19 protein-coding genes and 2 tRNA genes are annotated in these 21,402 nt (G+C 64.8%); 9 read left to right on the top strand and 12 right to left on the bottom strand.

What is annotated here, in order from left to right; translation table 11 throughout:
* Positions 1-164 precede the first annotated feature (164 nt).
* Together G394_RS0104670 and G394_RS0104665 are read right to left on the bottom strand one after the other, a co-directional pair.
* Entirely contained in the window at positions 165-395 is a 231-nt protein-coding gene (locus G394_RS0104670; protein ID WP_028576666.1) for a hypothetical protein, read from the bottom strand.
* 10 nt (positions 396-405) lie between these two features.
* Positions 406-897: a YajQ family cyclic di-GMP-binding protein gene (locus G394_RS0104665; RefSeq protein WP_028576665.1), complete on the bottom strand. Its 492-nt coding sequence runs from the start codon at positions 895-897 to the stop codon at positions 406-408.
* 300 nt (positions 898-1,197) lie between these two features.
* On the opposite strand from G394_RS0104665, the gene G394_RS0104660 reads away from it, so the two are divergent.
* From G394_RS0104660 to G394_RS0104640, 5 genes are all read left to right on the top strand, one after another.
* Positions 1,198-1,602, top strand: a complete 405-nt coding sequence (locus G394_RS0104660; RefSeq protein ID WP_028576664.1) for a Ros/MucR family transcriptional regulator — start codon at positions 1,198-1,200, stop codon at positions 1,600-1,602.
* Positions 1,603-2,019: 417 nt separating this feature from the next.
* Entirely contained in the window at positions 2,020-3,657 is a 1,638-nt protein-coding gene (locus G394_RS0104655; RefSeq protein ID WP_028576663.1) for a glutamate synthase-related protein, read from the top strand.
* A 107-nt stretch (positions 3,658-3,764) separates the two neighbouring features.
* Positions 3,765-4,910 (top strand): sensor histidine kinase, encoded by a 1,146-nt coding sequence (locus tag G394_RS0104650; RefSeq protein WP_028576662.1) that lies wholly within the window; start codon positions 3,765-3,767, stop codon positions 4,908-4,910.
* On the top strand, positions 4,897-5,565 hold the full coding sequence (locus G394_RS0104645; RefSeq protein ID WP_028576661.1) for a response regulator transcription factor: 669 nt from the start codon (positions 4,897-4,899) through the stop codon (positions 5,563-5,565). The genes G394_RS0104650 and G394_RS0104645 overlap by 14 nt, the downstream gene beginning before the upstream one ends.
* Before the next feature lie 114 nt (positions 5,566-5,679).
* A complete protein-coding gene (locus G394_RS0104640; RefSeq protein ID WP_028576660.1) occupies positions 5,680-6,987 on the top strand; it encodes a hemolysin family protein in 1,308 nt (435 codons plus the stop codon).
* A gap of 341 nt (positions 6,988-7,328) precedes the next feature.
* Here G394_RS0104640 and G394_RS0104635 read toward each other — a convergent pair whose 3' ends face one another.
* The 9 genes from G394_RS0104635 to G394_RS0104595 all read right to left on the bottom strand — a co-directional run bounded on the left by G394_RS0104635 (position 7,329) and on the right by G394_RS0104595 (position 15,932).
* Positions 7,329-7,562: a hypothetical protein gene (locus G394_RS0104635; RefSeq protein WP_028576659.1), complete on the bottom strand. Its 234-nt coding sequence runs from the start codon at positions 7,560-7,562 to the stop codon at positions 7,329-7,331.
* Positions 7,562-8,308, bottom strand: coding sequence for an N-acyl homoserine lactonase family protein (locus G394_RS0104630; RefSeq protein ID WP_028576658.1), 747 nt, complete (start codon positions 8,306-8,308; stop codon positions 7,562-7,564). The genes G394_RS0104635 and G394_RS0104630 overlap by 1 nt, the downstream gene beginning before the upstream one ends.
* A gap of 35 nt (positions 8,309-8,343) precedes the next feature.
* The gene (locus G394_RS0104625) at positions 8,344-9,183 is read right to left on the bottom strand and encodes an MBL fold metallo-hydrolase (RefSeq protein ID WP_028576657.1); all 840 of its coding nucleotides are present in this window, start codon (positions 9,181-9,183) and stop codon (positions 8,344-8,346) included.
* A 13-nt stretch (positions 9,184-9,196) separates the two neighbouring features.
* Positions 9,197-10,126, bottom strand: a complete 930-nt coding sequence (locus G394_RS0104620; RefSeq protein WP_028576656.1) for an Mrp/NBP35 family ATP-binding protein — start codon at positions 10,124-10,126, stop codon at positions 9,197-9,199.
* Between the two features lie 106 nt (positions 10,127-10,232).
* Positions 10,233-10,742, bottom strand: coding sequence for a NifB/NifX family molybdenum-iron cluster-binding protein (locus tag G394_RS20025; RefSeq protein WP_051306947.1), 510 nt, complete (start codon positions 10,740-10,742; stop codon positions 10,233-10,235).
* 156 nt (positions 10,743-10,898) lie between these two features.
* Positions 10,899-12,257: a sigma-54 interaction domain-containing protein gene (locus G394_RS0104610; RefSeq protein WP_028576655.1), complete on the bottom strand. Its 1,359-nt coding sequence runs from the start codon at positions 12,255-12,257 to the stop codon at positions 10,899-10,901.
* A gap of 90 nt (positions 12,258-12,347) precedes the next feature.
* On the bottom strand, positions 12,348-13,517 hold the full coding sequence (metK, locus tag G394_RS0104605) for a methionine adenosyltransferase (RefSeq protein ID WP_028576654.1): 1,170 nt from the start codon (positions 13,515-13,517) through the stop codon (positions 12,348-12,350).
* Between the two features lie 27 nt (positions 13,518-13,544).
* A complete protein-coding gene (ahcY, locus tag G394_RS0104600; RefSeq protein WP_028576653.1) occupies positions 13,545-14,966 on the bottom strand; it encodes an adenosylhomocysteinase in 1,422 nt (473 codons plus the stop codon).
* Between the two features lie 30 nt (positions 14,967-14,996).
* The gene (locus tag G394_RS0104595) at positions 14,997-15,932 is read right to left on the bottom strand and encodes an ArsR/SmtB family transcription factor (RefSeq protein ID WP_028576652.1); all 936 of its coding nucleotides are present in this window, start codon (positions 15,930-15,932) and stop codon (positions 14,997-14,999) included.
* 140 nt (positions 15,933-16,072) lie between these two features.
* Here G394_RS0104595 and G394_RS0104590 point away from each other — a divergent pair, with 140 nt between their 5' ends.
* From G394_RS0104590 to G394_RS0104575, 4 genes are all read left to right on the top strand, one after another.
* Complete coding sequence (locus tag G394_RS0104590) at positions 16,073-16,552, top strand: DciA family protein (protein WP_028576651.1); 480 nt, start codon at positions 16,073-16,075, stop codon at positions 16,550-16,552.
* On the top strand, positions 16,552-17,184 hold the full coding sequence (locus G394_RS0104585) for a DUF2927 domain-containing protein (RefSeq protein ID WP_028576650.1): 633 nt from the start codon (positions 16,552-16,554) through the stop codon (positions 17,182-17,184). The genes G394_RS0104590 and G394_RS0104585 overlap by 1 nt, the downstream gene beginning before the upstream one ends.
* 59 nt (positions 17,185-17,243) lie before the next feature.
* Positions 17,244-17,317, top strand: a tRNA-Gln gene (locus G394_RS0104580).
* A 5-nt stretch (positions 17,318-17,322) separates the two neighbouring features.
* A tRNA-Glu gene (locus G394_RS0104575) sits at positions 17,323-17,400 on the top strand.
* A 193-nt stretch (positions 17,401-17,593) separates the two neighbouring features.
* Here G394_RS0104575 and G394_RS20020 read toward each other — a convergent pair.
* Entirely contained in the window at positions 17,594-20,752 is a 3,159-nt protein-coding gene (locus G394_RS20020; RefSeq protein WP_051306946.1) for a transporter substrate-binding domain-containing protein, read from the bottom strand.
* Positions 20,753-21,402 lie beyond the last annotated feature (650 nt).

Genomic DNA, 21,402 nt, shown 5'->3' with positions numbered 1-21,402 from the left:
GAGTCCCCGTTGCTACTCCCCGGGATCAAATCAGGGCGTAAAGACAAAAAACCTGGATTCCCGCCTGCGCGGGAATGACGTCGAGGCTACGCCAAGGCCTCCGCTTCGGCCCCGCGAAGTCGGGAATCCAGGGCGCGTGCCGGCGGAAAGCCCGAAACGAAATCCTACTGACTCTTCTCGATCCCGCTCTCCTTCACCACGGCGCTGTGCATGGTGAAGTCGATGATGCCCGAAACGAGGTAGCCCAGGGCCACAAGGACCAGCAGGGCCAGGGCGAGCTTCATGGTCTGCTTCGGCTGCTTCCAGAGCATGAGCGCGACCACGGCGGCGACGCCGAGTCCGGCCAGGGGGTTGGCCGTGAGCCATCCCCAGATGCCCATCAGGAAATCGTGCATACTGACTCCGCTACTTCTTCATGTTCACGTACTGCAGGGGCAGTTCGAATTTCGCGTCCCTGAGCAGGGCCATGACGGCCTGCAGGTCGTCGATCTGCTTGCCCGTGACCCGTACCTGCTCGTCCTGGATGGCGGCCTGAACCTTGAGCTTGCTGTCCTTGATGAGCTTCACGAGCTTGCGGGCGTTGTCCTTGTCGATGCCGTCGTGCAGCTTGATCTCCTGCTTGAGCTGGCCCCGCGAGGTTTTCTCGGACTCGCCGAACTCCATGGACTTGGGGTCCACCTTGCGCCGCACGAAATGGGAGATGAGCATGTCCCGGATGGCCCGGATCTTCATGTCGTCGCCCGTGACCAGGGAGATGACCTTGGTCTTCCGGTTAAACTCCATTTCCGTGATCACGCCGCGGAAGTCGTACCGGGTTTCCACCTCCTTGCGCACGTTGTTCACCGCATTGTCGACTTCCTGCAGATCGAGTTCGCTTACAATATCAAACGACGGCATTACACCCTCCTTTCGTCAAAATATTCATTCCTGCGGCTCGCAGCTGAACCAAAAAAAACAGATCCGTCAAGTTCCCCCCAGCCCCTGTATTCACCGGAATGCACATGCAATTTCAGAAAAATCCCTGCCAAGTTTTCGGCCATCCGGGGGTGTTTCCGGGCCGCGGGGAAGACCGCAAAAAGAGACTCAATAGATTACCAAGAAAGCATTTGACTTTCGCAGAATCCCTACTATGTATGAAGGTACTTTGATCGATTGGCTACATCATCGATACCGACCCTATATACGTATGGAGTAAAAATGGAAGACTATCTCAAGCAGGCAATAGAAATCGTTAAGGCCCAGGCTTCCGTCCGCAACATGAACGAGGACGAAATCACCTCTATGATCCGCTCGCTGGCGCAGAACATACGCGGCGTGGCCGAGGGAGTCGCACCCGTGACCGAAGGCGAACCCGCCGTCGACCCCAAGAACGCCATCCGCGAAAAGAGCGTCATCTGCTGCGAGTGCGGCAAGTCCTTCAAGGTCCTGACCAAGCGTCACCTGGCGACCCACGGTTTGACCCCGGAAGAGTACAGGGAAAAGTACGGCTACAAGAAGGGCACCTCCCTGGTGGCCAAGTCCCTGGCCCGCGACCGCCGCAAGACCATGCAGGGCATGAAGCTCTGGGAAAAGCGCAAGAAGGCGCCCAAGACCCAGGAATAGCCCGGCTTGAAACCCTCTCCCGAGAGGGTTTTTTTTGGCCCATCGCACGTCCGTCCGCCCTTCCCACCGCCATCCCCTCCGGCCCGGCGCAACATCCTTCCAAACACCCATCGGCAGACAAGACAGCCTCGAAACAGTCGCTCCCCGCTCATGAACATGGGAGATATTCCCAAATTACGTGAAAAATTCCCAGCGCCGACGACCAAACGACCCAAAGAAAAAGGCGCCATTCCTATCGACACAAATCAGCTCCAACCATAGATAATCTATTGAATTTATCCTGACCCTACCACCGCGCGTCCTGCCGGGCGCGCCGCTGCGCAGCGTCACTATGCAGGACCGGACGGTCTTCGTGGTGACGTCCATATTTTTGGGTCGGAGAAACATAATCCACATCTGCACACGGGAGACGAAAAAATGATCCAATGGCCCAAAAGCAATGACGTTCTCGGTACCACCAACCGCGGCAACCCGGCCGAGTCCGGCCTGTGCACCCTGTGCCGCTCGGACTGCGCCGGAAAGTGCGAAACTTGGATGTCCTGCCTCAAAGGCCGGCACATGCTCTACCCCCGGGATTTCGGTGCCGTGACCGCCGGCAGTTCCAACACCTGCCACGTCGGCGTGAGCTACAATTCCCTGCGCATCCAGGGCTACAGCTACGGCGCCAACGGTGTCGCTCCCGGCCGGACCACCAACCCCGACGACTGCCTCTTCACCAACGTCTCCCTGGAAACCTCCTTCGGCGCCACGGAAAAGACCAAGGTCCGCATGCCGCTGATGACCGGCGCCCTGGGCTCGACCTTCATCGCCGCCAAGTACTGGGACTCCTTCGCCGCGGGCTGCGCCCTGATCGGCATCCCCATCGTCATCGGCGAGAACGTGGTCGGCGTCGACCGCGCCTCCAGCATGGCGAACGGCCGCATCGAGAAGTCCCCCGAGCTGGACCGCCGCATCGAGATCTATAACCGCTACTCCGACGGCTACGGCACCATGATCGTGCAGCTGAACGTCGAGGACGCGCGCAACGGCGTGGCCGAGTACGTCATCGGCAAGTACGGCAGCAAGGTCTGCATCGAGCTCAAGTGGGGTCAGGGCGCCAAGAACATCGGCGGCGAGATCGAGGTCAAGAGCCTGGACTACGCCCTGTTCCTGAAGAAGCGCGGCTACCTGGTCGACCCGGACCCGGAACTGCCCGAAGTGCAGGAAGCCTTCAAGGCTGGCGGCATCAAGGGCTTCGCCCGCCACAGCCGCCTGGGCTACACCGACCTGCCCTCCGCAGACGCCGTGCACCAGAACTTCATGGAGACAGTGGCCTACCTGCGTAAGCTCGGCTTTACCAAGATCTCGCTCAAGACCGGCTCCTACGGCATGGAAGCCCTGGCCATGGCCATCAAGTACGCCACCGAGGCCGGCCTCGACCTGCTGACCATCGACGGTTCCGGCGGCGGCACGGGCATGAGCCCCTGGAACATGATGGAGACCTGGGGCGTGCCGTCCATCCTGCTGCACTCCAAGGCCGTCGAATACGGCAACATCCTGGCCGCCAAGGGGCAGAAGGTCGTGGACATGTCCTTCGCCGGCGGCCTGGCCCGCGAGGACCAGATCTTCAAGGCCCTGGCCCTGGGCGCGCCCTTCGTCAAGCTGATCTGCATGGGCCGCACGCTCATGATCCCCGGCTTCCTGGGCTCCAACATCGAAGGCGCCCTGAACCCCGAGCGCAAAGAGAAGGTTTGCGGCAACTGGGACAGCCTGCCCAAGACCGTCAAGGACATCGGCGAAACGCCCGAGCAGATCTTCGCCGGCTATGAGAGCCTCAAGGCCAAGATCGGCGCCGACGAGATGAAGACCGTGCCCTACGGCGCCATCGCCGCCTGGACCCTGGCCGACAAGCTCGGCGCGGGCCTGCAGCAGCTCCTGGCCGGCGCACGCAAGTTCTCCGTCACGGAGATCTCCCGCGACGACATCGTCTCCGGCAACCGCGACACGGCCCAGGAGACGGGCATCCGCTTCATCACCGACGTGCAGGACGAGATCGCCCGCAAGATCCTGTCCTGATGACGACACCCGGGGGCGGACCGGCCGAAGGCCGGCCCCGCCCCTGGCCCACCGCCCCATCCTGTGCTACAGGGCCACACGCGGCCGACGGCCAGGAGTAGCCAAGCATGACCCTCCAGACAGACATCACCGAAGAATTTCCCATCTCCCGCGAGTCCTGGCAGGACTTCGTCGCCCAGCGCCGCAGAACCGAAAGCGCGTTGCTCGAGCGCATCAAGGAGCTCAACTGCCTCTACGGCATCACCCGCATGGCCCAGCGCGCCGACCAGCCCCTGGACGAGCTGCTGACGGGCATCGCCGGCCTCATCCCCGCCTCCTGGCAATACCCCGACATCGCCTGCGCCGCCATCCGCTTGGGCGACGACACCCACCGCTCGGCCAACTACCGTCCCACGTCATGGCGCCAGACAAGCCCCGTCGTCATAGGCGATGAAAACTGCGGCGAGGTCGAGGTCTGCTACCTCGAAGAGCGACCCCAAAGCGACGAAGGACCCTTCCTGCGCGAGGAGCGCAGTCTCATCGACGCCGTGTCCGACCTGGTCGGTCGCATCGTGGCTCAGCGCCGGGCCGAGGAACGCATGCGCGCCCTGTCCCGGGAGCTCATCATGGCCCAGGAGAACGAGCGCCAGCGCATCGCCCGCGAGCTCCACGACCACCTGGCCCAGGACCTCTCCCTGGCCAAGGCCGACCTGGAGCGCATCCACTGCTCCCTGTCCGCCGACGGCCCGTGCCGGGCGCAGACCGCGGCCATCGCCGAGCGGCTGGCCGCGGCCATCCGCGGCATCCGCGACCTGGCCTACGGCCTGCTGCCGCCGGGCCTGACGGAGCTCGGTCTGGTCGAGACCGTCCTGGCCCACTGCGAGGATTTTTCCCTGCGCCACGGCATCATCGTCGACGTCTTCGCCGACGGACTGGCCGGGGTGGACTTCGATTTCGACACCCAGATCAACATCTACCGCCTCATCCAGGAAGCCCTGAACAACGTGCGCAAGCACGCCAGGGCCAGCCGCGCCGTCATCCGCATGCTGGGCGCCTATCCGAGCCTCATCGTGCGCATCGAGGACGACGGCTGCGGCATGGACCTGGAAAGCTGCCAGGCCCAGGCCGGCCGCAACCGGCGCATGGGGCTGTGGAGCATGCGCGAGCGGGTCAGGCACCTGGGCGGGACCATCAGCTTCAAGTCCAGACCCGGCCAGGGCCTGCAGATCCGCATCGAAACCCCGCTGAACCGGAGCACCCGTGAGCACCCTTAAGCGCATCCTCATCGTCGACGACCACCCCCTGTACCGCGACGGCCTGCGGGCCCGCCTCTGCGCCAGGCCCGACTTCAGCGTCGTCGGGGAGGCCGGGACCAGCGCCGAGGGGCTGCGCATGACCAAGGAGCTCACCCCGGACCTGGCCGTGGTCGACATCTCCCTGCCCGACGGCAGCGGCATCGAACTGACCCGCGAGATGCGCGCCGTCCGCCCGGACATGCCCGTGCTCATCGTCAGCATGCACGCCAAGCTCGACTTCATCGCCGCTGCCTTCCAGGCCGGGGCCAGCGGCTACATGTCCAAAGAATCCGGCGGCGAAGGCATCCTGCAGGCCATCGACACCGTCCTGGCCGGCGGCCAGTACCTCGACGGATCCCTCTCGCCCACGGTCCTGCGGCGCCTGAACGACATCTCGGGCCGCAAGGCCAAGACCGTGGACGCCTCCTACGGCACCCTGTCCCTGCGCGAACAGCAGGTCATGCGCCTGTTGGCCGAAGGGCTCACGCCCGAGGAAATCGCGGCCAAGCTCTTCGTCTCCCGCAAGACCGTCCTCAACCACCGCTACTCCATCATGACCAAGCTCGGCATCAAGAGCCCCATGGCATTCGTGCGGCACGCCGCGCGCCTGGGCCTCATCGACATCGACGAATAGCACATATTTCGGCGATACGCCCATTTGCTTCTTTACCCTGGCGGCGGACCGTTGTTAGGAATGGATTGTCGCGCACCCGCGCGGCAGACCGCCAGTGTTCATCAAGGATATTTCATGTTCGGCTCTTTGCTTTACCTCGCTCTCGTGTTCGCCCTGGTCCTGGCCAACGGATTCTTCGTGGCCTCGGAGTTCGCCCTGGTGGGCGTGCGGCGCTCCCGCGTCGCCACCCTGGCCGCCGAAGGCAACAAAAAAGCAGTGCGGCTCCTGCGCCTCATCGACCACCTGAACGCCTACATCTCGGCCACGCAGCTCGGCATCACCCTGGCTTCCCTGGGCCTGGGCTGGATTGGCGAGCCCGCCGTGGCCGATCTGCTGAACCCGTTGCTCGAAGGTCGGATCCCACCGGCCGTGCTGCACTCCATCTCCTTCACCGTGGCCTTCAGCCTGATCACCTTCATGCACATCGTCCTGGGCGAACTTGCTCCCAAGACCATCGCCCTGGAAATGGCCGAAAAAACGGCCCTGGCCATCGCCCTGCCCATGGAGATATTCTACCGCACCTTCCACTGGCCCATCCGCCTCCTGGACTGGTCCGGCACCCGCACCGTGCGCATGCTCGGCTTCACGCCCAGCGCCAGCCACGGCTCGGTCTACACCGAAGACGAACTGCGCATGCTCATCGACGCCACCTACGCCCACGGCCAGGTCGAGGAGGAGAAGCGCCGCCTCATCCGCCGCGCCTTCGACTTCAACACCACCGAGGCCTGCGAGGCCATGATCCCGCGCTCGGAGATCGCCGCCCTGCCAGTGGACTCCACCCTGGACGACGTCCTGGCCGCCTTCCGCATCCACGGGTACTCCCGGCTGCCCGTCTACGGCCAGGACCTCGACGACATGGTCGGCGTCCTCTACCGCCAGGACATGGAGCCCTTCATGGCCCGCGAACCAGGCCTGGTCTTCTCCATGACGGCCCTGCTCCACCCGCCGACCTTCGTCCCGTCGGGCAAGCGCCTCGGAAGCCTGCTGCGCCAGATGCAGGCCACGCGCACCCACCTCGTCTTCGTCATGGACGAATACGGCGGACTCGAAGGCCTCGTCACCCTGGAGGACGTGCTGGAGGAGATCGTCGGCGAGATCAACGACGAATACGACGAGGAAGTCCGCTCCCAGATCGTACGCGACGGCGCGGCCTTCATCCTCGACGGCATGCTCGCCGTACGCGACGCCAACCGCAAGCTGAAGCTCCGCCTGCCCGAGGACGAGGCCTACACCACCGTGGCCGGCTTCCTCCTGGCCCAGGCCGGACGCGTCCTGGAACCCGGCGACGAAGTGCCCCTCAAGGAAGGCGTATTCAAGGTGGAAAGAGTGGAACGCCGCCGCATCGTGCGCATCCGGTTCACGCCGGCGCCTGACGGGGAGTGAGAAAGGGGGAGATCGGGAATGCCTCCGGCGGGCAGGGGGCTCGCCCCCTGCACCCCGTGCATGTATAGATTCTGTCTCTTCCCGCCGGGGCGAACCGGTTGAACACCCCTCACGCCCAAAGCGCAACCCGGAGCGGGCCCGGCCCGAAACGCCCCGGCTCGCGGCCGCCCTGGGACAGCCCCCAGCAACGAACCAGAAGTCTCCCTGTATTCCTAAGCGTTGAAAGGCATGGATTCCCGCCTTCGCGGGAATGACGCTGTGATAGTGCGTATGGCGGCTGCGCACCCGTCCGATGCCCGGTCCGAGCGGACCGGGGGTGTTTCGGGCGAGGGCGTTTGCACCTAGATATCGATCTTGGTCCCCGAATACGTGAACGCGTTCCGGTTCATCTTGATGAACGTCCCCTTGTCGATGCCCACGGCCTTCCCGCACTCGCACCAGACCTTGCCGTCGCGTTCCTCCAGGAACCAGATTTTCTCAATCCTCTCCCGGTGGCAGCGCAGGACCTCGCCCGGTCCCAGCTTGCGGTAGCGCCACAGCTTCCTGCGACAGGCGGCGCACTTGATGACGAGCATTATTCGGGCACGGTCTCCATGGAGGCCCATTTTGGCTCGTGCAGCGGCAGGACGTGGTCGGCCAGGGTCTTGGCCCGGACCAGGGTTTCGTAGGCCAGGTAAGGGTTCACGTTGGTGCCGGGCGGGATGACTTCCATTTCCATGGCGGTCACGGACTTGGGCGGGTAGAGGTTCTCCAGGATGGTGCAGAAGCCGCAGATAAGCACGCTCCCCTTGTCCGTCTCCACACGCACGGACATGCCGCCCTCGGTGTGGGCCGGGGTGTGGATCATTGTCACTCCGGGCGCAATCTCCATGTCGCCCGTCAGGGTCACGATCTGCCCGTTCTCCTCCACCTCCTCGATGTAATCTTCGAGGTAGCGAAAATCGAGCGGGTGTGGGTCGTGGATGCGCTCCAGTTCCTTCTCGTGCACGTAGATCTTCGCGTTGACGCACTTGGCGTCGTTCTCGCAGTGATCGTTGTGCAGGTGGGTGTGCAGGACGATGTCGATGTCCTCCGGCGCCATGTCGTACCTCGCCAGCCCCTCCTCGAAGCCGTAGATCTTCCCGCCGATGGCCTTCTCCCGCTCCTCGGAGACCACGGGGCGCATCTCGCCCGTGTCCACCAGGATCTTCTTCTCCCCACCCTCCAGGTACCAGCAGTAGATGGGAATGGTGAAGGGCGTCCCGTAGTCGTGCTGGTAGGTCATCATGCCCTTGTCGAAGACCTTGGTGCCCATGACGATGGGGTGGATGCGGTAGGTCATGCGTTCCTCCTGTGAACGGGACGGTGCGGCCGCCTTCAGAGGTCGGCCGTGTCCAGACGAAAACCCGAATACCCCGTGTGCACCTCGCAGTCCAGGTGGTCCGCCAGCCAGGCCGCGGCGGCTGCGCCCGTACAGTGGCAGGGCACGAGGAGCCCCACGCGCATGTCGCGCAGGGCACGGGCCGTCTTCTCCAAACGCTCCGGAGAGGCCGCGCCGAGGTGCAGGCCGCCGATGACGGCTCGGATGCGCTCCTCGCCCGTGACCTCACGCAGGTGCATGAGGGTGTTGACCAGCCCCGCGTGGCAGCAGCCCGTGCAGATCACGAGGCCCTTGTCCGTGGCGATCCACAGGGACTGGTCGTCGCCTATGGGGTCGGGCCGGTGGCCGAGGGGGTCGAAGAAGAACGGCCCCCCCGTGTCCTCGAAGTCCGTGCGGCGCGGGATGAAGCCGCTGAGCCCCATGCCCTCGCCAAGCGGCACGGATTCGCCGCTCCAGAGCAGACGATCCACGGACAAGGCGTTCAGGGCGCGCATGGACGCCATCGGCATGCGGATGTCACGGGCTTCACCGTCCCGGATGCTGTAGCGCGGCTCGGTCACCCCGGAATGGCAGAACAGCCTGGCCTGCGGCGCGGAGGACAGAACGAGTGGCACCGCGCCGGTGTGGTCGTAATGGCCGTGGCTCAGGGCCAGGATGTCCGTGCTGCCCAGATCGACGCCCAGAATGCGAGCGTTTTCGGCCAGGGCAGGGCCCTGGCCGGTGTCCAGCAGAATCCGCCTGTCGCCGGCGTCGATCCACAGGGCGTAGCCGTGCTCCGCCACGCAGCCGAAGCCGGCCTGGTTGTCGACGAGTACCGTCAGTACGGCCCGTGTCATGGCGCCTCCCGCTTCAAGCCTGCGGAGCCGGTGCGGGCAGATCCAGCAGCGGCGCGATCACGGAACGCATGAGCACCGCCGTGGGGCTCGACGCATGGTGCAGGACGAAGGCCTGCCCCATGTCCCCGGCCTCGGCCACGGACGGGTCGATGGGGATGGAACCCAGGAAGGGCACGCCCATGTCGTCGGCCATCCGCTTCCCGCCGCCCGAACGCAGGATGTGCGTCACCTCACCGCACTTGGGGCAGACGAAGCCGCTCATGTTCTCGACCACCCCCAGGACCTTCATGCCGACCTGGGCGCAGAAGGTAATGGACTTGCGCACGTCCATGGCCGCCACTCGCTGCGGCGTGGTCACGACCACGGCGCCGTCGATGGGGTTGATGAGCTGGCAGACGGACAGGGGCTCGTCGCCCGTGCCGGGAGGCGCGTCGATGATCAGGTAGTCGAGGTCGCCCCAGGCCACGTCCTTCAGGAACTGCTTGATGACCCCGCCCTTGACCGGGCCGCGCCAGATGACGGCGTCGTCGGGGTTGCGCAGCAGGAAGCCCATGGACATGACCTTGAGGTTGCCCAGCTCCACGGGCAGCAGGCCCTCGGGCCCCTGGTCGATGGTCGCGCCCTCCAGGCCGAGCATGGTCGGGACGCTGGGACCGTGGATGTCCACGTCCAGCAGGCCGACCTTCTTGCCGGCCAGCATGAGGCCCATGGCCAGGTTCACGGCCACGGTGCTCTTGCCCACCCCGCCCTTGCCGGACATGACCATGATCTTGTGGTCGATGCGGCACAGGCGGGCCTGCAGGGCCCTGCGCTCCTGAAAATCCTGATCCGTCTCGTTCAGCTGCCGCTTGGCTGCCGAGCACGAGGAATCCGTGCACGAATCGCACGTCGACGCCTTGGAACGGGCCGCACCGGATACGGCGCTCTTCTCCGTGTTGTCCATCAAGTATCTCCGAAAAAGCCTGTTGGTGTTCATCCCCATGTCCTCCCGGCCGCGAACTGCGTGCTCCGCGCCAAGAGGCGTCCATTTCGATATCAAAGTCGTCCCATTACCCGTCACGCCCCGGCAACCCGCATCCGCCCGGCCCCCGGCCGCCCCTGCGGGCGCGCCTGCGCTGACCGCCGGGACCGATGTCGGAACAGTCTTCGGATGCGACGGGCACCGGCGTTTCCGCACGCCGGGGTCCGAAGCCGGCCGCCCGCTGCTCCCCTGCCCCCCGGCCGCGGCACGCGCCGCGGCATCCGGGCATGGCGAAGGTTTCGTCGAGCCCCCCATGCTCCCACGCGGCCACGACCCGGTCCAGGTCGCCGGCCACGAAGCCCACCACAGTGATGCCCCGGGCCGCCAAGGCCTCGGACATGGACCGGGAGATGGCCCCGCAGATGAGGGTCCCCACGCTCAGCGCGCAGAGCTCCTCGGCCCTGTGCAGCGGCTCGGAACACTGCAGCAGATGCTCCTCGCGCGTCCCGGCGCCGTTGCCGAGGACGAGGATTTCGCCGCCGATGTCGAAGACCGGGGCGATGCGATGCTGCCAATGATGCACTGCGATGCGGGTCATAGGGTCCCTCTCTGCGCCAAGGCAAAGCATGGAGCGTGCCGGAAGAGACCGGACCGCCCGGCGGGGCCGGACCAAGGCGGGCCGGGGATTTCGGGCGTCAGGCGCAGGAACGGGGTTGCGGCGGCGCACCACAAGACGCGCGAGAGTTGCGCGCGGCTACCGTCGGGGGGTGGAGCGGCCGTCGCGGACGGGCAGATCCATGCCCAAGCGCTTCATGCGCCGAAAAAGCGTGGTCTTGTGGATGCCCAGGTCCCGCGCCGCGGCCAGGCGGTTGAAATCGGCCCTCTCGAGGGCGGCCTGGATGGCCTGCCGGTCCAGGAGATCGTGCACGGACTGATGCCCGCCGATATGGGGCGCCGTGGCCGTCAACTCCTCGGGGAGGTGGACGATGCCGATGCGTTCGTCACCGCAGAGCACGAAGGCCCGTTCGATGCAGTTCTCGAGTTCGCGGATGTTGCCCGGCCAGTCGTGGGCCATGAGCAGCGACAGGGCCTCGGTGCTGATGCCGGGGACGCCACGGTTCTGAAGGCGGTTGAAACGGCGGATGAACTGCTCGGCCAGAAGCCCGATGTCGTCCTTGCGCTCGCGCAGAGGAGGCAATTCAAGGCGGATGACGTTGATGCGGTAGTAGAGGTCCTCGCGGAACGTCCCCTCGCGGATGAGGTCCGGCAGGCTGCGGTTGGTGGCCACGATGACGCGGGCGTCGGTGGACTCGGTGCGCGCGGAGCCCAGGGGCTCGAAGGTCCGCTCCTGCAGCACGCGCAGCAGGCGCACCTGCAGGGCCGGGCTGATCTCGCCGATCTCGTCCAGGAAGATGGTCCCGCCGCGGGCCTGGGCGAAGCGGCCGAGACGGTCGCGCACGGCGCCGGTGTAGGCCCCGGCCTTGGCTCCGAAGAGTTCGGACTCGAGCAGCGTGTCGGGCAGGGCCGCGCAGTTCACGGCCACGAAGGGCCCCTCGCTGTGGGCGCTCAGGGAATGGATGGTGCGGGCGAAAAGTTCCTTGCCCGTGCCCGTCTCGCCGGTGATGAGGACCGTGCTCGGGCTGGCCGCCAGGGCCGGCAGGACCTCGAACACATGGTGCATGCGCGGGCTGCGGCTGAAGAGTTCGCCCACGTGGTAGCGCCCTTCGAGTTCGCGCTTCAGGGCGTCGACCTCGGACAGGTCGCGGAAGGTCTCGGCGCCGCCCATGACCCGCCCGGACTCGTCGCGGAAGACCGCCGTGGACACGCTGATGGGCACGCGCTCGCCCTGGGCCGTGATGATGTACCCGCAGGTCCCGATGTGGGGCCGGCCGCTCGCCAGAGTGGCCTGCAGGGGGCACTGCGCGCCGCACAGGCTGGAGCGGAAGACCTCGGAACACAGGCGTCCCAGGGCCTCGGCGCGCGGCACGCCGGTGATCTCCTCGGCGGCGCGGTTGAAGGAGGTGATGCGCCAGTCGAGGTCCACGGTGAAGACGCCGTCGGAGATGCTCTCCAGAATGGCGTCGGTGGGCGTGTCGTGTTTGGGGGTGGCCATGGCCTGTCATGTTCCCGGACACGGCCCTCGGTCAAGTGCCCGGAAAAAAGCGGGACGGGATTTCTCCCGCCCCGCCCTCGTGCGTCCGTCCTAGATCTTGGCGGCCGTCTTCAGGTCGTCGACGGCATCGGTCACTTCCCAGGGGAAGACGAAGTCCTCGCGGCCGAAGTGGCCGTAGCAGGCGCTCTTCTTGTAGATGGGCTGGATGAGGTTCAGGCGCTTGATGATGAAGTAGGGACGCAGGTCGAAGACCTCGCGCACGGCCTTGGTCAGCACCTCGTCGGGCACCACGCCCGTGCCGCCCGTGGTGACGAGCACCGAGACCGGCTCGGCCACGCCGATGGCGTAGGCGATCTGCACTTCGCAGGTCCCGGCCAGGCCGGCGGCCACGATGTTCTTGGCCACGTAACGGGCCATGTAGGCGCCGGAGCGGTCGACCTTGGACGGGTCCTTGCCCGAGAAGGCGCCGCCGCCGTGGTTGCCCATGCCGCCGTAGGTGTCGTTGATGATCTTGCGGCCCGTCAGGCCGCAGTCGGCCAGGGGGCCGCCGGCCACGAAGCGGCCCGTGGTGTTGATGTAGATGCGGGTGTTCGCGTCCATCATCTCGGCCGGCATGACCTTGGCGATGACCTCGCGCTTGATGCCCTCGACGATCTCCTCGTAGGTCACCTCGGGGGTGTGCTGGGAGGACACGACCACGTTGTCGATGCGCACGGGCTTGCCCTTGCGGTACTCGACGGAAACCTGAGTCTTGCCGTCGGGGCGCAGGAAATTCAGGATCCCGGCCTTGCGCACCTCGGACAGCCGGCGGCTCAGGCCGTGGGCATAGTAGATGGGCGCGGGCATCAGGGAGCTCGTTTCCGTGGTGGCGTAGCCGAACATCATGCCCTGGTCGCCGGCGCCCTGGTCCTCGGGCTTGGCGCGGTCAACGCCCATGGCGATGTCCGGGGACTGCTTGTCGATGGAGGACAAGACGGCGCAGGTGTTGGCGTCGAAGCCCATGTCGGAGCTGACGTAGCCGATCTCGCGCACCGTGGAGCGCACGATGTCGGGCAGGTCGGCGTAGGCCTCGGTGGTGATCTCGCCTGCGATGACGGCCATGCCGGTGGTGACGAGGGTCTCGCAGGCCACGCGGGAGCGCGGGTCCTGGGCCAGGAGGCAGTCGAGGACGGCGTCGGAGATCTGGTCGGCGATCTTGTCCGGGTGGCCCTCGGTCACGGATTCGGAAGTGAACAGATAGTGGTCGGCGTTGAGAATCATGGGAATCTCCTTGTCATGTGGAGTTGATTAGTAACGGTAGTGGTCGGGCTTGTAGGGGCCGTTCACGGACACGCCGATGTAGTCGGCCTGCTCCCTGGACAGGGTTTCGAGCTCCACGCCCAGGCGGGCGAGGTGCAGACGCGCCACCTCCTCGTCCAGGACCTTGGGCAGGGTCATGACCTGCGGGGGGTACGTGTTCTTGGCCAGGTCGAGCTGGGCCAGGACCTGGTTGGTGAAGGAGTTGGACATGACGAAGCTCGGGTGGCCCGTGGCGCAGCCGAGGTTCACCAGGCGGCCTTCGGCCAGGACGATGAGGCTCTTGCCCGAGGGCAGGATCCACTTGTCGACCTGGGGCTTGATGGTGATCTTGGTGCAGCCGGGGGTCTTCTCCAGGAAGCCCATGTCGATCTCGTTGTCGAAGTGGCCGATGTTGCAGATGATGGCCTCATCCTTCATGGCCAGCATGTGCTCGCCGCGGATGACGTGGTAGTTGCCCGTGGCCGTGACGAAGATGTCGGCCTCGGCGCAGCCCTTGACCATGGTCGTGACTTCGTAGCCTTCCATGGCCGCCTGCAGGGCGCAGATGGGGTCGATCTCGGTCACCAGCACGCGCGCGCCGAAGCCGCGCATGGACTGGGCGCAGCCCTTGCCCACGTCGCCGTAGCCGCAGACCAGGACGACCTTGCCCGCAACCATGATGTCCGTGGCGCGCTTGATGCCGTCGGCCAGGGACTCGCGGCAGCCGTAGAGGTTGTCGAACTTGGACTTGGTCACGGAGTCGTTGACGTTGAAGGCCGGGAAAAGCAGTTCGCCGTTCTTGGCCATCTGGTAGAGGCGGTGCACGCCGGTAGTCGTCTCCTCGGACACGCCGCGGATGCGGGCGGCGATCTTCGTCCACTTCTGCGGGTCGGTCTTGGAACTGGCGATGAGGCGGTCAAGCACGCAGCGGAACTCCTTGTTGTCCGTCTCGCGGGACAGCAGGGACGGGTCCTTCTCGGACTTGACGCCCTCATGCACCAGGAGCGTCGCGTCGCCGCCGTCGTCGACGATGAGGTCCGGGCCCGAGCCGTCGGGCCAGGTCAGGGCCATCTCCGTGCACCACCAGTAATCCTCGAGGGTTTCGCCCTTCCAGGCGAAGACCTTGGCCAGGCCCTCGGCCACCACGGCGGCCGCGGCGTGGTCCTGGGTCGAGAAGATGTTGCAGGACGCCCAGCGCACGTCGGCGCCCAGGGCATTGAGGGTCTTGATGAGCATGGCCGTCTGGATGGTCATGTGCAGGCTGCCGGTGACGCGCAGGCCCTTGAGGGGCTTGGCGTCGCCGTACTTGTCGATCAGCGCCATGAGTCCGGGCATCTCGCGCTCGGACAGCTGCATTTCCTTGCTGCCCCACTCGGCCAGGGCCATGTCGGCGACCTTGTAGTCCAGGGTGGGATCGATGGGTAACGTCATGTTGTCTCCTTTCTTTCGTGACGAACGGTATTATACGGAAAATTCTTCGCGCCGGGCCGTGATGACCATGAGCGTCAGGCCCAGGTTCACGGGATGGCGCTCGCAGGACAGCTCCTGGAAGCCGGCCCGCTCCAGCCAGGAGCGCAGGTCCTCGGGCGCGAACCCGAGCCAGCGGTCGCCGTAGCCGGTGCGCAGGGCCTCGTTGTCGTGGAGCAGGAAATCGGCCAGCACGGCCTGTCCGCCGGGCCGCACCACCCTGCCCATCTCGGCCACCCCGGCCTGGGGCGAGGCCAGATGGTGCAGGACCAGGGACATGACGGCCGCGTCGGCCTCGCCGTCGCGCAGGGGAAGGTGCTCCAGGTCGCCGATGCGCAGGCTGACCTCCGGCCCCTCGGGCAGGAGCTTGGCCGCGGCGTCGAGCATGCGCGCCGAGTTGTCCACACCAATGACGCAGTCGGCCGCCCCGGCCAGGTGCCCGAGCAGGAGACCGGGACCGCAGCCCAGGTCCACCACCGTGCCCAGTTGACGGCCATAGGATTCGAGCCTGCCCAGGATGGCCTGACCCAGCTCGAAGTCGCCGAGCATCTCGCGGCTCAGGCGCTTCCAGTCCGAAGCCACGCCGTCGAAGAAACGCGTCGTGGACCGGCGGCGCTCGCTCAGGACCTGCGCGGCCGCGTCAAGGTCGGCCTTGTGCTCGGGCAGGTCGGCCAGCCCCTCCAGCACGGCCGTCAGCAGCGCCCGCGAGCCGTTGGAGGCGCTGGCGCTGTAGAAGGCCCACAAGCCGTGGCGCTGGCAGCCCACCAGGCCAGCGTCCATGAGGATCTTCAGGTGCCGTGAGATGCGCGACTGACCCATGTCCATGACCTGCACGATCTCTCCCACATTGAGCTCGTGACTGGCCAGGACGCCCAAAAGGCGAAGCCTCGTCTCGTCGGCCAGGGCCTTTGTCTGGGTCAGAAGTTTCATGGTGTCCGGTGGTGTGCTGCTGCGTGTTGTGGCTACGTATCTATATCAAGATATTTTGATATAGCCTCGCCTACATACCATCCGAACAAAGGTCAAGAACCGGCCTTGCCTGGGGGTATCAAGATGGATAGGCAGAGTGGATGCGCGAACGACAGAAAAGAACCTGCACGGCCTCGGAGGCCCTGGACCGGGTCCTGGGCACGCCCGAAGCGGCCCTGGAGCTGGCCATCGCCCGACTGTGGCGGCACTGGCCGGAGATCCTGGGACCGGAGATCGCCGGCATGATCCGCCCCCTGGGACACCGCAAGGAGACCATGATTCTCGGCGCGACCAACTCCATGGTCATGCAGGAGTTCTCCTTCTTCGCCGGGAGCATCCTGGAGAAGGCCAACGCCTTCCTCGGCACGTCCTACTTCCAGAAGGTGACCATCGAACTCATGGCCGGCCGCCCGGCCCTGGACGAATCCCTGCTGCCGACGGCCCCGCCGGCACCCAAGGCGGCGCGGCCGGAACCCATCGGCAACCTGCTGCCCTGCATGGACCCGTCCTCGCCCGTCACGGCGTGCTACCGCGCCTATGTCCGCCATTTCCGGCCCGACCTCGTCACCCCGGAGGAATGATGCGCCCCGCCCTCGCCCTTACGCTCCTCGTCCTGCTGCTCACACCCGTCTTCTGTCAGGCGGACGACGCCATCCTGCGCGACTACATCCCGTCCGGGGTCATCACCCGTTTCGAGGAACCCGTGGAGTACTGGGTCGGCGGCGAAGACCGGCTGGAAGGCACATATTACGTCGACACGGTCGTAAACGAACTGCGCGGCATTCTTCCGGGGCTCGCGTTCCGGGAGGTGTCGTCGCGGAACCAGGCCAACGTCCGCCTCTTCCTGACGGACTCGGCCGATGAGTGGCAGGCCACCGTGACCGGCAGCGCCGAGGGCGCGGCGGGCTGGCAGGAGCTCGGGGAGCGCATCAGGGGCTTCACCCGGCTGGTCGCCTCCCCGAAAGGGGCCATCAGGCGGGCCGACATCGTCCTGCACCTCGACTTCCAGACCTCGGGGGGCCAGAAGCTGTGGATCGTGCGCCATGAATTCATGCACGCCCTGGGGGTCATGACCCACCCCAAGGCCGCCCCGGATTCGGTCCTCAATTCCATGCAGGCGCAGCAAGACAAGAACGGCAGATTCTCCCAATCCGACATCCTGGTCCTGCGGACCATGTACGACCCGCGCCTGGCGGCGGGCGGCAGCTGGTAGGGACCGCATTTCATGTCTTGACAGGGCCGGCCGCTTTCTCTAAGGAGGCTTTTCCCTGCTGGGCGATCGTTCAACGGCAGGACAGCGGACTCTGACTCCGTCAATCTTAGTTCGAATCTAAGTCGCCCAGCCACCCTCGTCCCCATCGTCTAGCTAGGTCCAGGACACCGGCCTTTCACGCCGATAACAGGGGTTCAAATCCCCTTGGGGACGCCATCTTCGTCCATAACGGGAGTCATCCCGCCCCCCCCGGAGGTTCCGGGAAATACACACCAAGCCCCTGGCGCAAGCCCGGGGCTTTTTCGCATCCTTCCTGCCGCCCTCATCACAGCCCCCACCCTCAACCCGCTTCGTGCCGACTGTGCCAATCCACGACCGCGTCAGGTTGTGCGCCGCAGCTCAGCCGACGCTACCCGGCCAGGGTTTCGGCCATTACGTGCAGAAGGCTCTCGATCCTTACGGGCTTCGCCGCATATCCGTTCATCCCGGCGGCCAGAAATTTTTCCCTGTCCCCGTCCATGGCGTAGGCCGTCAGGGCGATGACGGGGACGTCCTTCTTCGGGCCGAGATCGGCGGATTCACGGATGTGGCGGGTGGCCTCGATGCCGTTCATGACGGGCATCTGGATGTCCATGAGAACGCAGTCCACGTCATGCGCGGCCAGCAACTCAAGCGCCCGACGGCCGTTTTCGGCCAGCAGCACCCTGTGTCCGGACTTTTCCAGCAGCTTCTGGGTCGTGAGGCGGTTGGACGCGTCGTCCTCGACGAGGAGTACGCGCAACCTGTCGCCCGCCTCTGCGCCTGAAGTTTTGGCGGTGCTTGATGCGGCGTCTCCATGCGGTTTGAAGGGCAGGATGACATGCACGCTCGTGCCTTCGCCGGGGGCGCTTTCTATGGTGATGGTTCCGCCCATGAGCTCGACCAGCCTCTGCACGATGGACAGGCCCAGCCCTGCGCCCTGGTAATTGCGGGTGAAAGAGTTTTCGACCTGCCGGAACGGCTCGAAGATGTCGCGCAGCCTGTCTTCGGCAATGCCGATGCCTGTATCCGTGACGCAAAAATGCACGCGGCAGTCCTCCGCATCCCTTGCGGAGAGAAGCGCCGCCGTAAGAACGACCCGGCCCTGCTCCGTGAATTTGATGGCGTTGCCCACCAGATTGAAGAGCACCTGGCGCACCCGCATTTCATCGCCGAGCAGGGCCTCGGGCATGCCCGGGGCAAGCGTGCATTCCAGGGCCACGCCCTTGTTTCTGGCCGCGACGGTGAAAAGCCCGGAGACGGAATCAATGATATCGTGGAGTTGAAAGGGCGCCTTGCGAATCTCCATCTTGCCCGCCTCAACTCTGGAAAGGTCGAGGATGTCCGACAGGAGTCTGGTCAGGCGGTTGCCGGCCTCGGTGGCCATGCGGATGTAGCCGGCCTGTTCGGCATCGAGAGGGGTGGTCTCCATGAGTTGGAGCATGCCCATGACCCCGTTGATGGGGGTGCGAATCTCATGGCTCATGTTGGCCAGGAATTCACTTTTGGCCTGGTTGGCGGCCTCCGCCTGCGTCTTTGCCAGCAGCAGGGCCTCTTCAGCCCGCTTTTGTTCCGTGATGTCCCGAAACTCCGTAACCCGCACATTTTTTCCCTTGTAGGGGATGTTGCGCGCTTCGAGGCGCACGGGATACTCTTCCCCGTTCTTGCGGAGGCCTGTCGCCTCATAGGGACTTTCGTCACCGGACAGGATCTTGCCCATGACCAGGTCGCGCGATTTTTCGGACAGGAGCATGAGGCCGTCCATCCCGATCAGTTCATCCGTGGAGTATCCGGTGATGTCAGAGAGCCCCTGATTGCAGTCCAGGATGACGCCCTTGTCGTGAATGGTGATGCCGCCGAAAGAGGCGTTGTGCAGGACCTTGAAGCGTTCCTCGCTTTCGCGGAGTTCCCCTGTCCTCATTTTGACCTGCCGACGCAGCGTCCACGACCAAAGGAAAAATCCGAGCAGCAGGAGGAGCAGCGGCGCAAGGACCATGGCGAGTTTGCGCAGGATGGTGACAAGCGGCAGCGTTGGCGGCTCGTACACGCCCATCCATTTCTCGTAGAGGCGCCGGTATTCGCCGGAATCCTTGAGAACCCGCAGCCCCTCGCCGAACTGAGCCAGAAGCGCCGCATGCCCATTGGGCACGGCATAGCAGTAATCCAAGGAAAGGAACGTGTTCTGGCCCAGCTGCAGATTCGTCCAGCCGCGCTCCTTGATGATGTGCAGGGCGATGATGCGAGGGGCCAAGGCGCAGTCGTATTTCCCCTCGGCCACCCCCCGCAGCATGTCCTCCTGGGTCTCGACGGCGGACACCCGGGACTCCAGGCCCTGCTCCAGAAGGTAGTCGTGGCTGACGTCCCCCTTCTGGACGGCGACGCTCTTGTCTTTGAGGTCGTCGAGTGAAGCCGGAGGGTCGATGACCCCACGCCGCACCACAACGACGTAATTGTTCACCGAATGCGGTTGGGTGAAGTCGAATTTCCGGTCCCGTTCAGCAGAATAGAACATGCCTTGAACCGCGTCGATGTCGCCCCGCTCCAGATCGTGCAGCACGCCCGTCCAGGGCCCGAGACGAATTTCGACGTCCAGCCCCATCTCCTTGGCGATCATCCGGGTGAGCTCGACGTTGAAACCGGCCGGGTTCCCGTGTTCGTCCAGATACTCGAACGGAGGATAGCGATGATCGCCGCCCACGACGATGCGGCGATCCCTCGGCAACTCCAGGGCGGCGAACCACCGGGAGTGAAGACGGCGGTATGTTCCGTCGGCGATGGCGATGGCGAGCCCTTCGTTCAGCAGGGCCAGCATGCGGCTGTCGCCCTTTTTGACGGCGAAACAGAAATCCTGACGAAAGTCCTCGATGGGTTTGTCGACAATCCGCAGATTCGCAAGCCCGGTTTGCGGGATGAGACGCAGCGCCACAAGCCGTTGCACGACCACGGCGTCCTGACGCCCCTCGGACAATTCGAGCAGGGCTTGTTCGAAGGTGTGCGTAGTGTTGATCAGTATGCCGCGGTCCTGCCGTCGCAGAAATTCCTCGGCATTGTCGCCCTGCATGACGGCCACGCGCCGTCCGCGAAGGTCGGCCAGATCATCGATATCCGACGTTCCGGAGCGCACCACAATGGCCCCGTGCAGGGACATGTAGGGCACGGTGAAATCAAAGACCTCCTCACGCTCGGGCGTGCGCCCAACCAGGGGCAGAACCTGCACCTCGCCCTTTTCCAGCCAGCCGCGGACCTCGCCCCAGGGGCCCGTCCGGAAGGTGACGTCGCGGTCCATGGCGGCCAGGGAGGCGCGCAGAAGCTCCACGGAAAAACCGTCGGCGCGGCCCGTTCTGTCGACAACGGAAAAAGGAGGGTAATCGATCTCGGCGGCGGAAACGATCGGCGAGGATGGGTCGGATGCGTCGGCAACGAGCGGCGTTTGCAGCACGAGGACGAGCAGCAGGAACGCCAGCGACACGGCGGCGTGCAGCCCCGCTCCGCGCACATGCTTGCCCGAATGGTTCAAATCTCCGCCCACGAAGAGAATCTGTTCGCTCATCTTTCGGAACACCTTGGGGTATCGTCCTCCGTATTTTGATACCCTTGTGGATCAAATTGCTCAAAATCTCAAGACATGGGAACAATTCGATTCAAGTTTTCCTGCACCAGGCACACATCTGGAGGCCGAATGACAGGATGGACCTCGGCAGGCATGGCCTGAAAGGCGGCCCGAGGGAATCGACGCACGCATCATACCTTGGGCCGGAATCTTTCCGACCGCCATGATGCTATCCGTAAGCAGTACCGAATGACGGATTCATGCCATTCCGCACAACAAGGTATCGGTGCAGAATAATCCGCGAACGAGTCCAAGCGCCATTCCCGCGCAGGCCGGCCACGTCGGGAAGAGACATCAAATCTTTTCAGTAAGTTAAAGAAAAAACTTCTTCAAGGTGTTGCGACTTTTGCCGTGACGTCACGGCAGTTCGCCACCTTGACCTGGCGACACTGACAAGAGAAACTTCCGCAATGATTTGAGCATAATAAAGGACATGCTGGATCCAAAAAGCAGACAATGCCGCTCAGCTCTCTTCTTTCCGGTTGTGCCCATGAGCAACCTGAACTAGCCTCGTTTCAGCGGTATGCGAATCCGCTGCACGATATTGCCGTCGACGTGTCGCGACAGGTCTGTTCGCAAGGGCTCCACAC

The organism is Desulfomicrobium escambiense DSM 10707 (assembly GCF_000428825.1).
Taxonomy (GTDB): domain Bacteria; phylum Desulfobacterota; class Desulfovibrionia; order Desulfovibrionales; family Desulfomicrobiaceae; genus Desulfomicrobium; species Desulfomicrobium escambiense.
This window is presented reverse-complemented; position numbering and strand designations above follow the sequence as displayed.

Excerpts from the sequence above, each read along its gene's own strand:
- G394_RS0104585 (WP_028576650.1), top strand. The coding sequence starts at position 16,552 with ATGCGCCCCGCCCTCGCCCTTACGCTCCTCGTCCTGCTGCTCACACCC.
- ahcY (WP_028576653.1), bottom strand. The coding sequence starts at position 14,966 with ATGACGTTACCCATCGATCCCACCCTGGACTACAAGGTCGCCGACATG.
- G394_RS0104635 (WP_028576659.1), bottom strand. The coding sequence starts at position 7,562 with ATGCTCGTCATCAAGTGCGCCGCCTGTCGCAGGAAGCTGTGGCGCTAC.
- G394_RS0104640 (WP_028576660.1), top strand. The coding sequence starts at position 5,680 with ATGTTCGGCTCTTTGCTTTACCTCGCTCTCGTGTTCGCCCTGGTCCTG.
- G394_RS0104660 (WP_028576664.1), top strand. The coding sequence starts at position 1,198 with ATGGAAGACTATCTCAAGCAGGCAATAGAAATCGTTAAGGCCCAGGCT.
- G394_RS0104590 (WP_028576651.1), top strand. The coding sequence starts at position 16,073 with ATGCGCGAACGACAGAAAAGAACCTGCACGGCCTCGGAGGCCCTGGAC.
- G394_RS0104670 (WP_028576666.1), bottom strand. The coding sequence starts at position 395 with ATGCACGATTTCCTGATGGGCATCTGGGGATGGCTCACGGCCAACCCC.
- G394_RS20020 (WP_051306946.1), bottom strand. The coding sequence starts at position 20,752 with ATGAGCGAACAGATTCTCTTCGTGGGCGGAGATTTGAACCATTCGGGC.
- G394_RS0104620 (WP_028576656.1), bottom strand. The coding sequence starts at position 10,126 with ATGGACAACACGGAGAAGAGCGCCGTATCCGGTGCGGCCCGTTCCAAG.
- G394_RS0104655 (WP_028576663.1), top strand. The coding sequence starts at position 2,020 with ATGATCCAATGGCCCAAAAGCAATGACGTTCTCGGTACCACCAACCGC.
- G394_RS20025 (WP_051306947.1), bottom strand. The coding sequence starts at position 10,742 with ATGACCCGCATCGCAGTGCATCATTGGCAGCATCGCATCGCCCCGGTC.
- G394_RS0104665 (WP_028576665.1), bottom strand. The coding sequence starts at position 897 with ATGCCGTCGTTTGATATTGTAAGCGAACTCGATCTGCAGGAAGTCGAC.
- G394_RS0104610 (WP_028576655.1), bottom strand. The coding sequence starts at position 12,257 with ATGGCCACCCCCAAACACGACACGCCCACCGACGCCATTCTGGAGAGC.
- G394_RS0104650 (WP_028576662.1), top strand. The coding sequence starts at position 3,765 with ATGACCCTCCAGACAGACATCACCGAAGAATTTCCCATCTCCCGCGAG.
- G394_RS0104595 (WP_028576652.1), bottom strand. The coding sequence starts at position 15,932 with ATGAAACTTCTGACCCAGACAAAGGCCCTGGCCGACGAGACGAGGCTT.
- G394_RS0104625 (WP_028576657.1), bottom strand. The coding sequence starts at position 9,183 with ATGACACGGGCCGTACTGACGGTACTCGTCGACAACCAGGCCGGCTTC.
- G394_RS0104630 (WP_028576658.1), bottom strand. The coding sequence starts at position 8,308 with ATGACCTACCGCATCCACCCCATCGTCATGGGCACCAAGGTCTTCGAC.
- metK (WP_028576654.1), bottom strand. The coding sequence starts at position 13,517 with ATGATTCTCAACGCCGACCACTATCTGTTCACTTCCGAATCCGTGACC.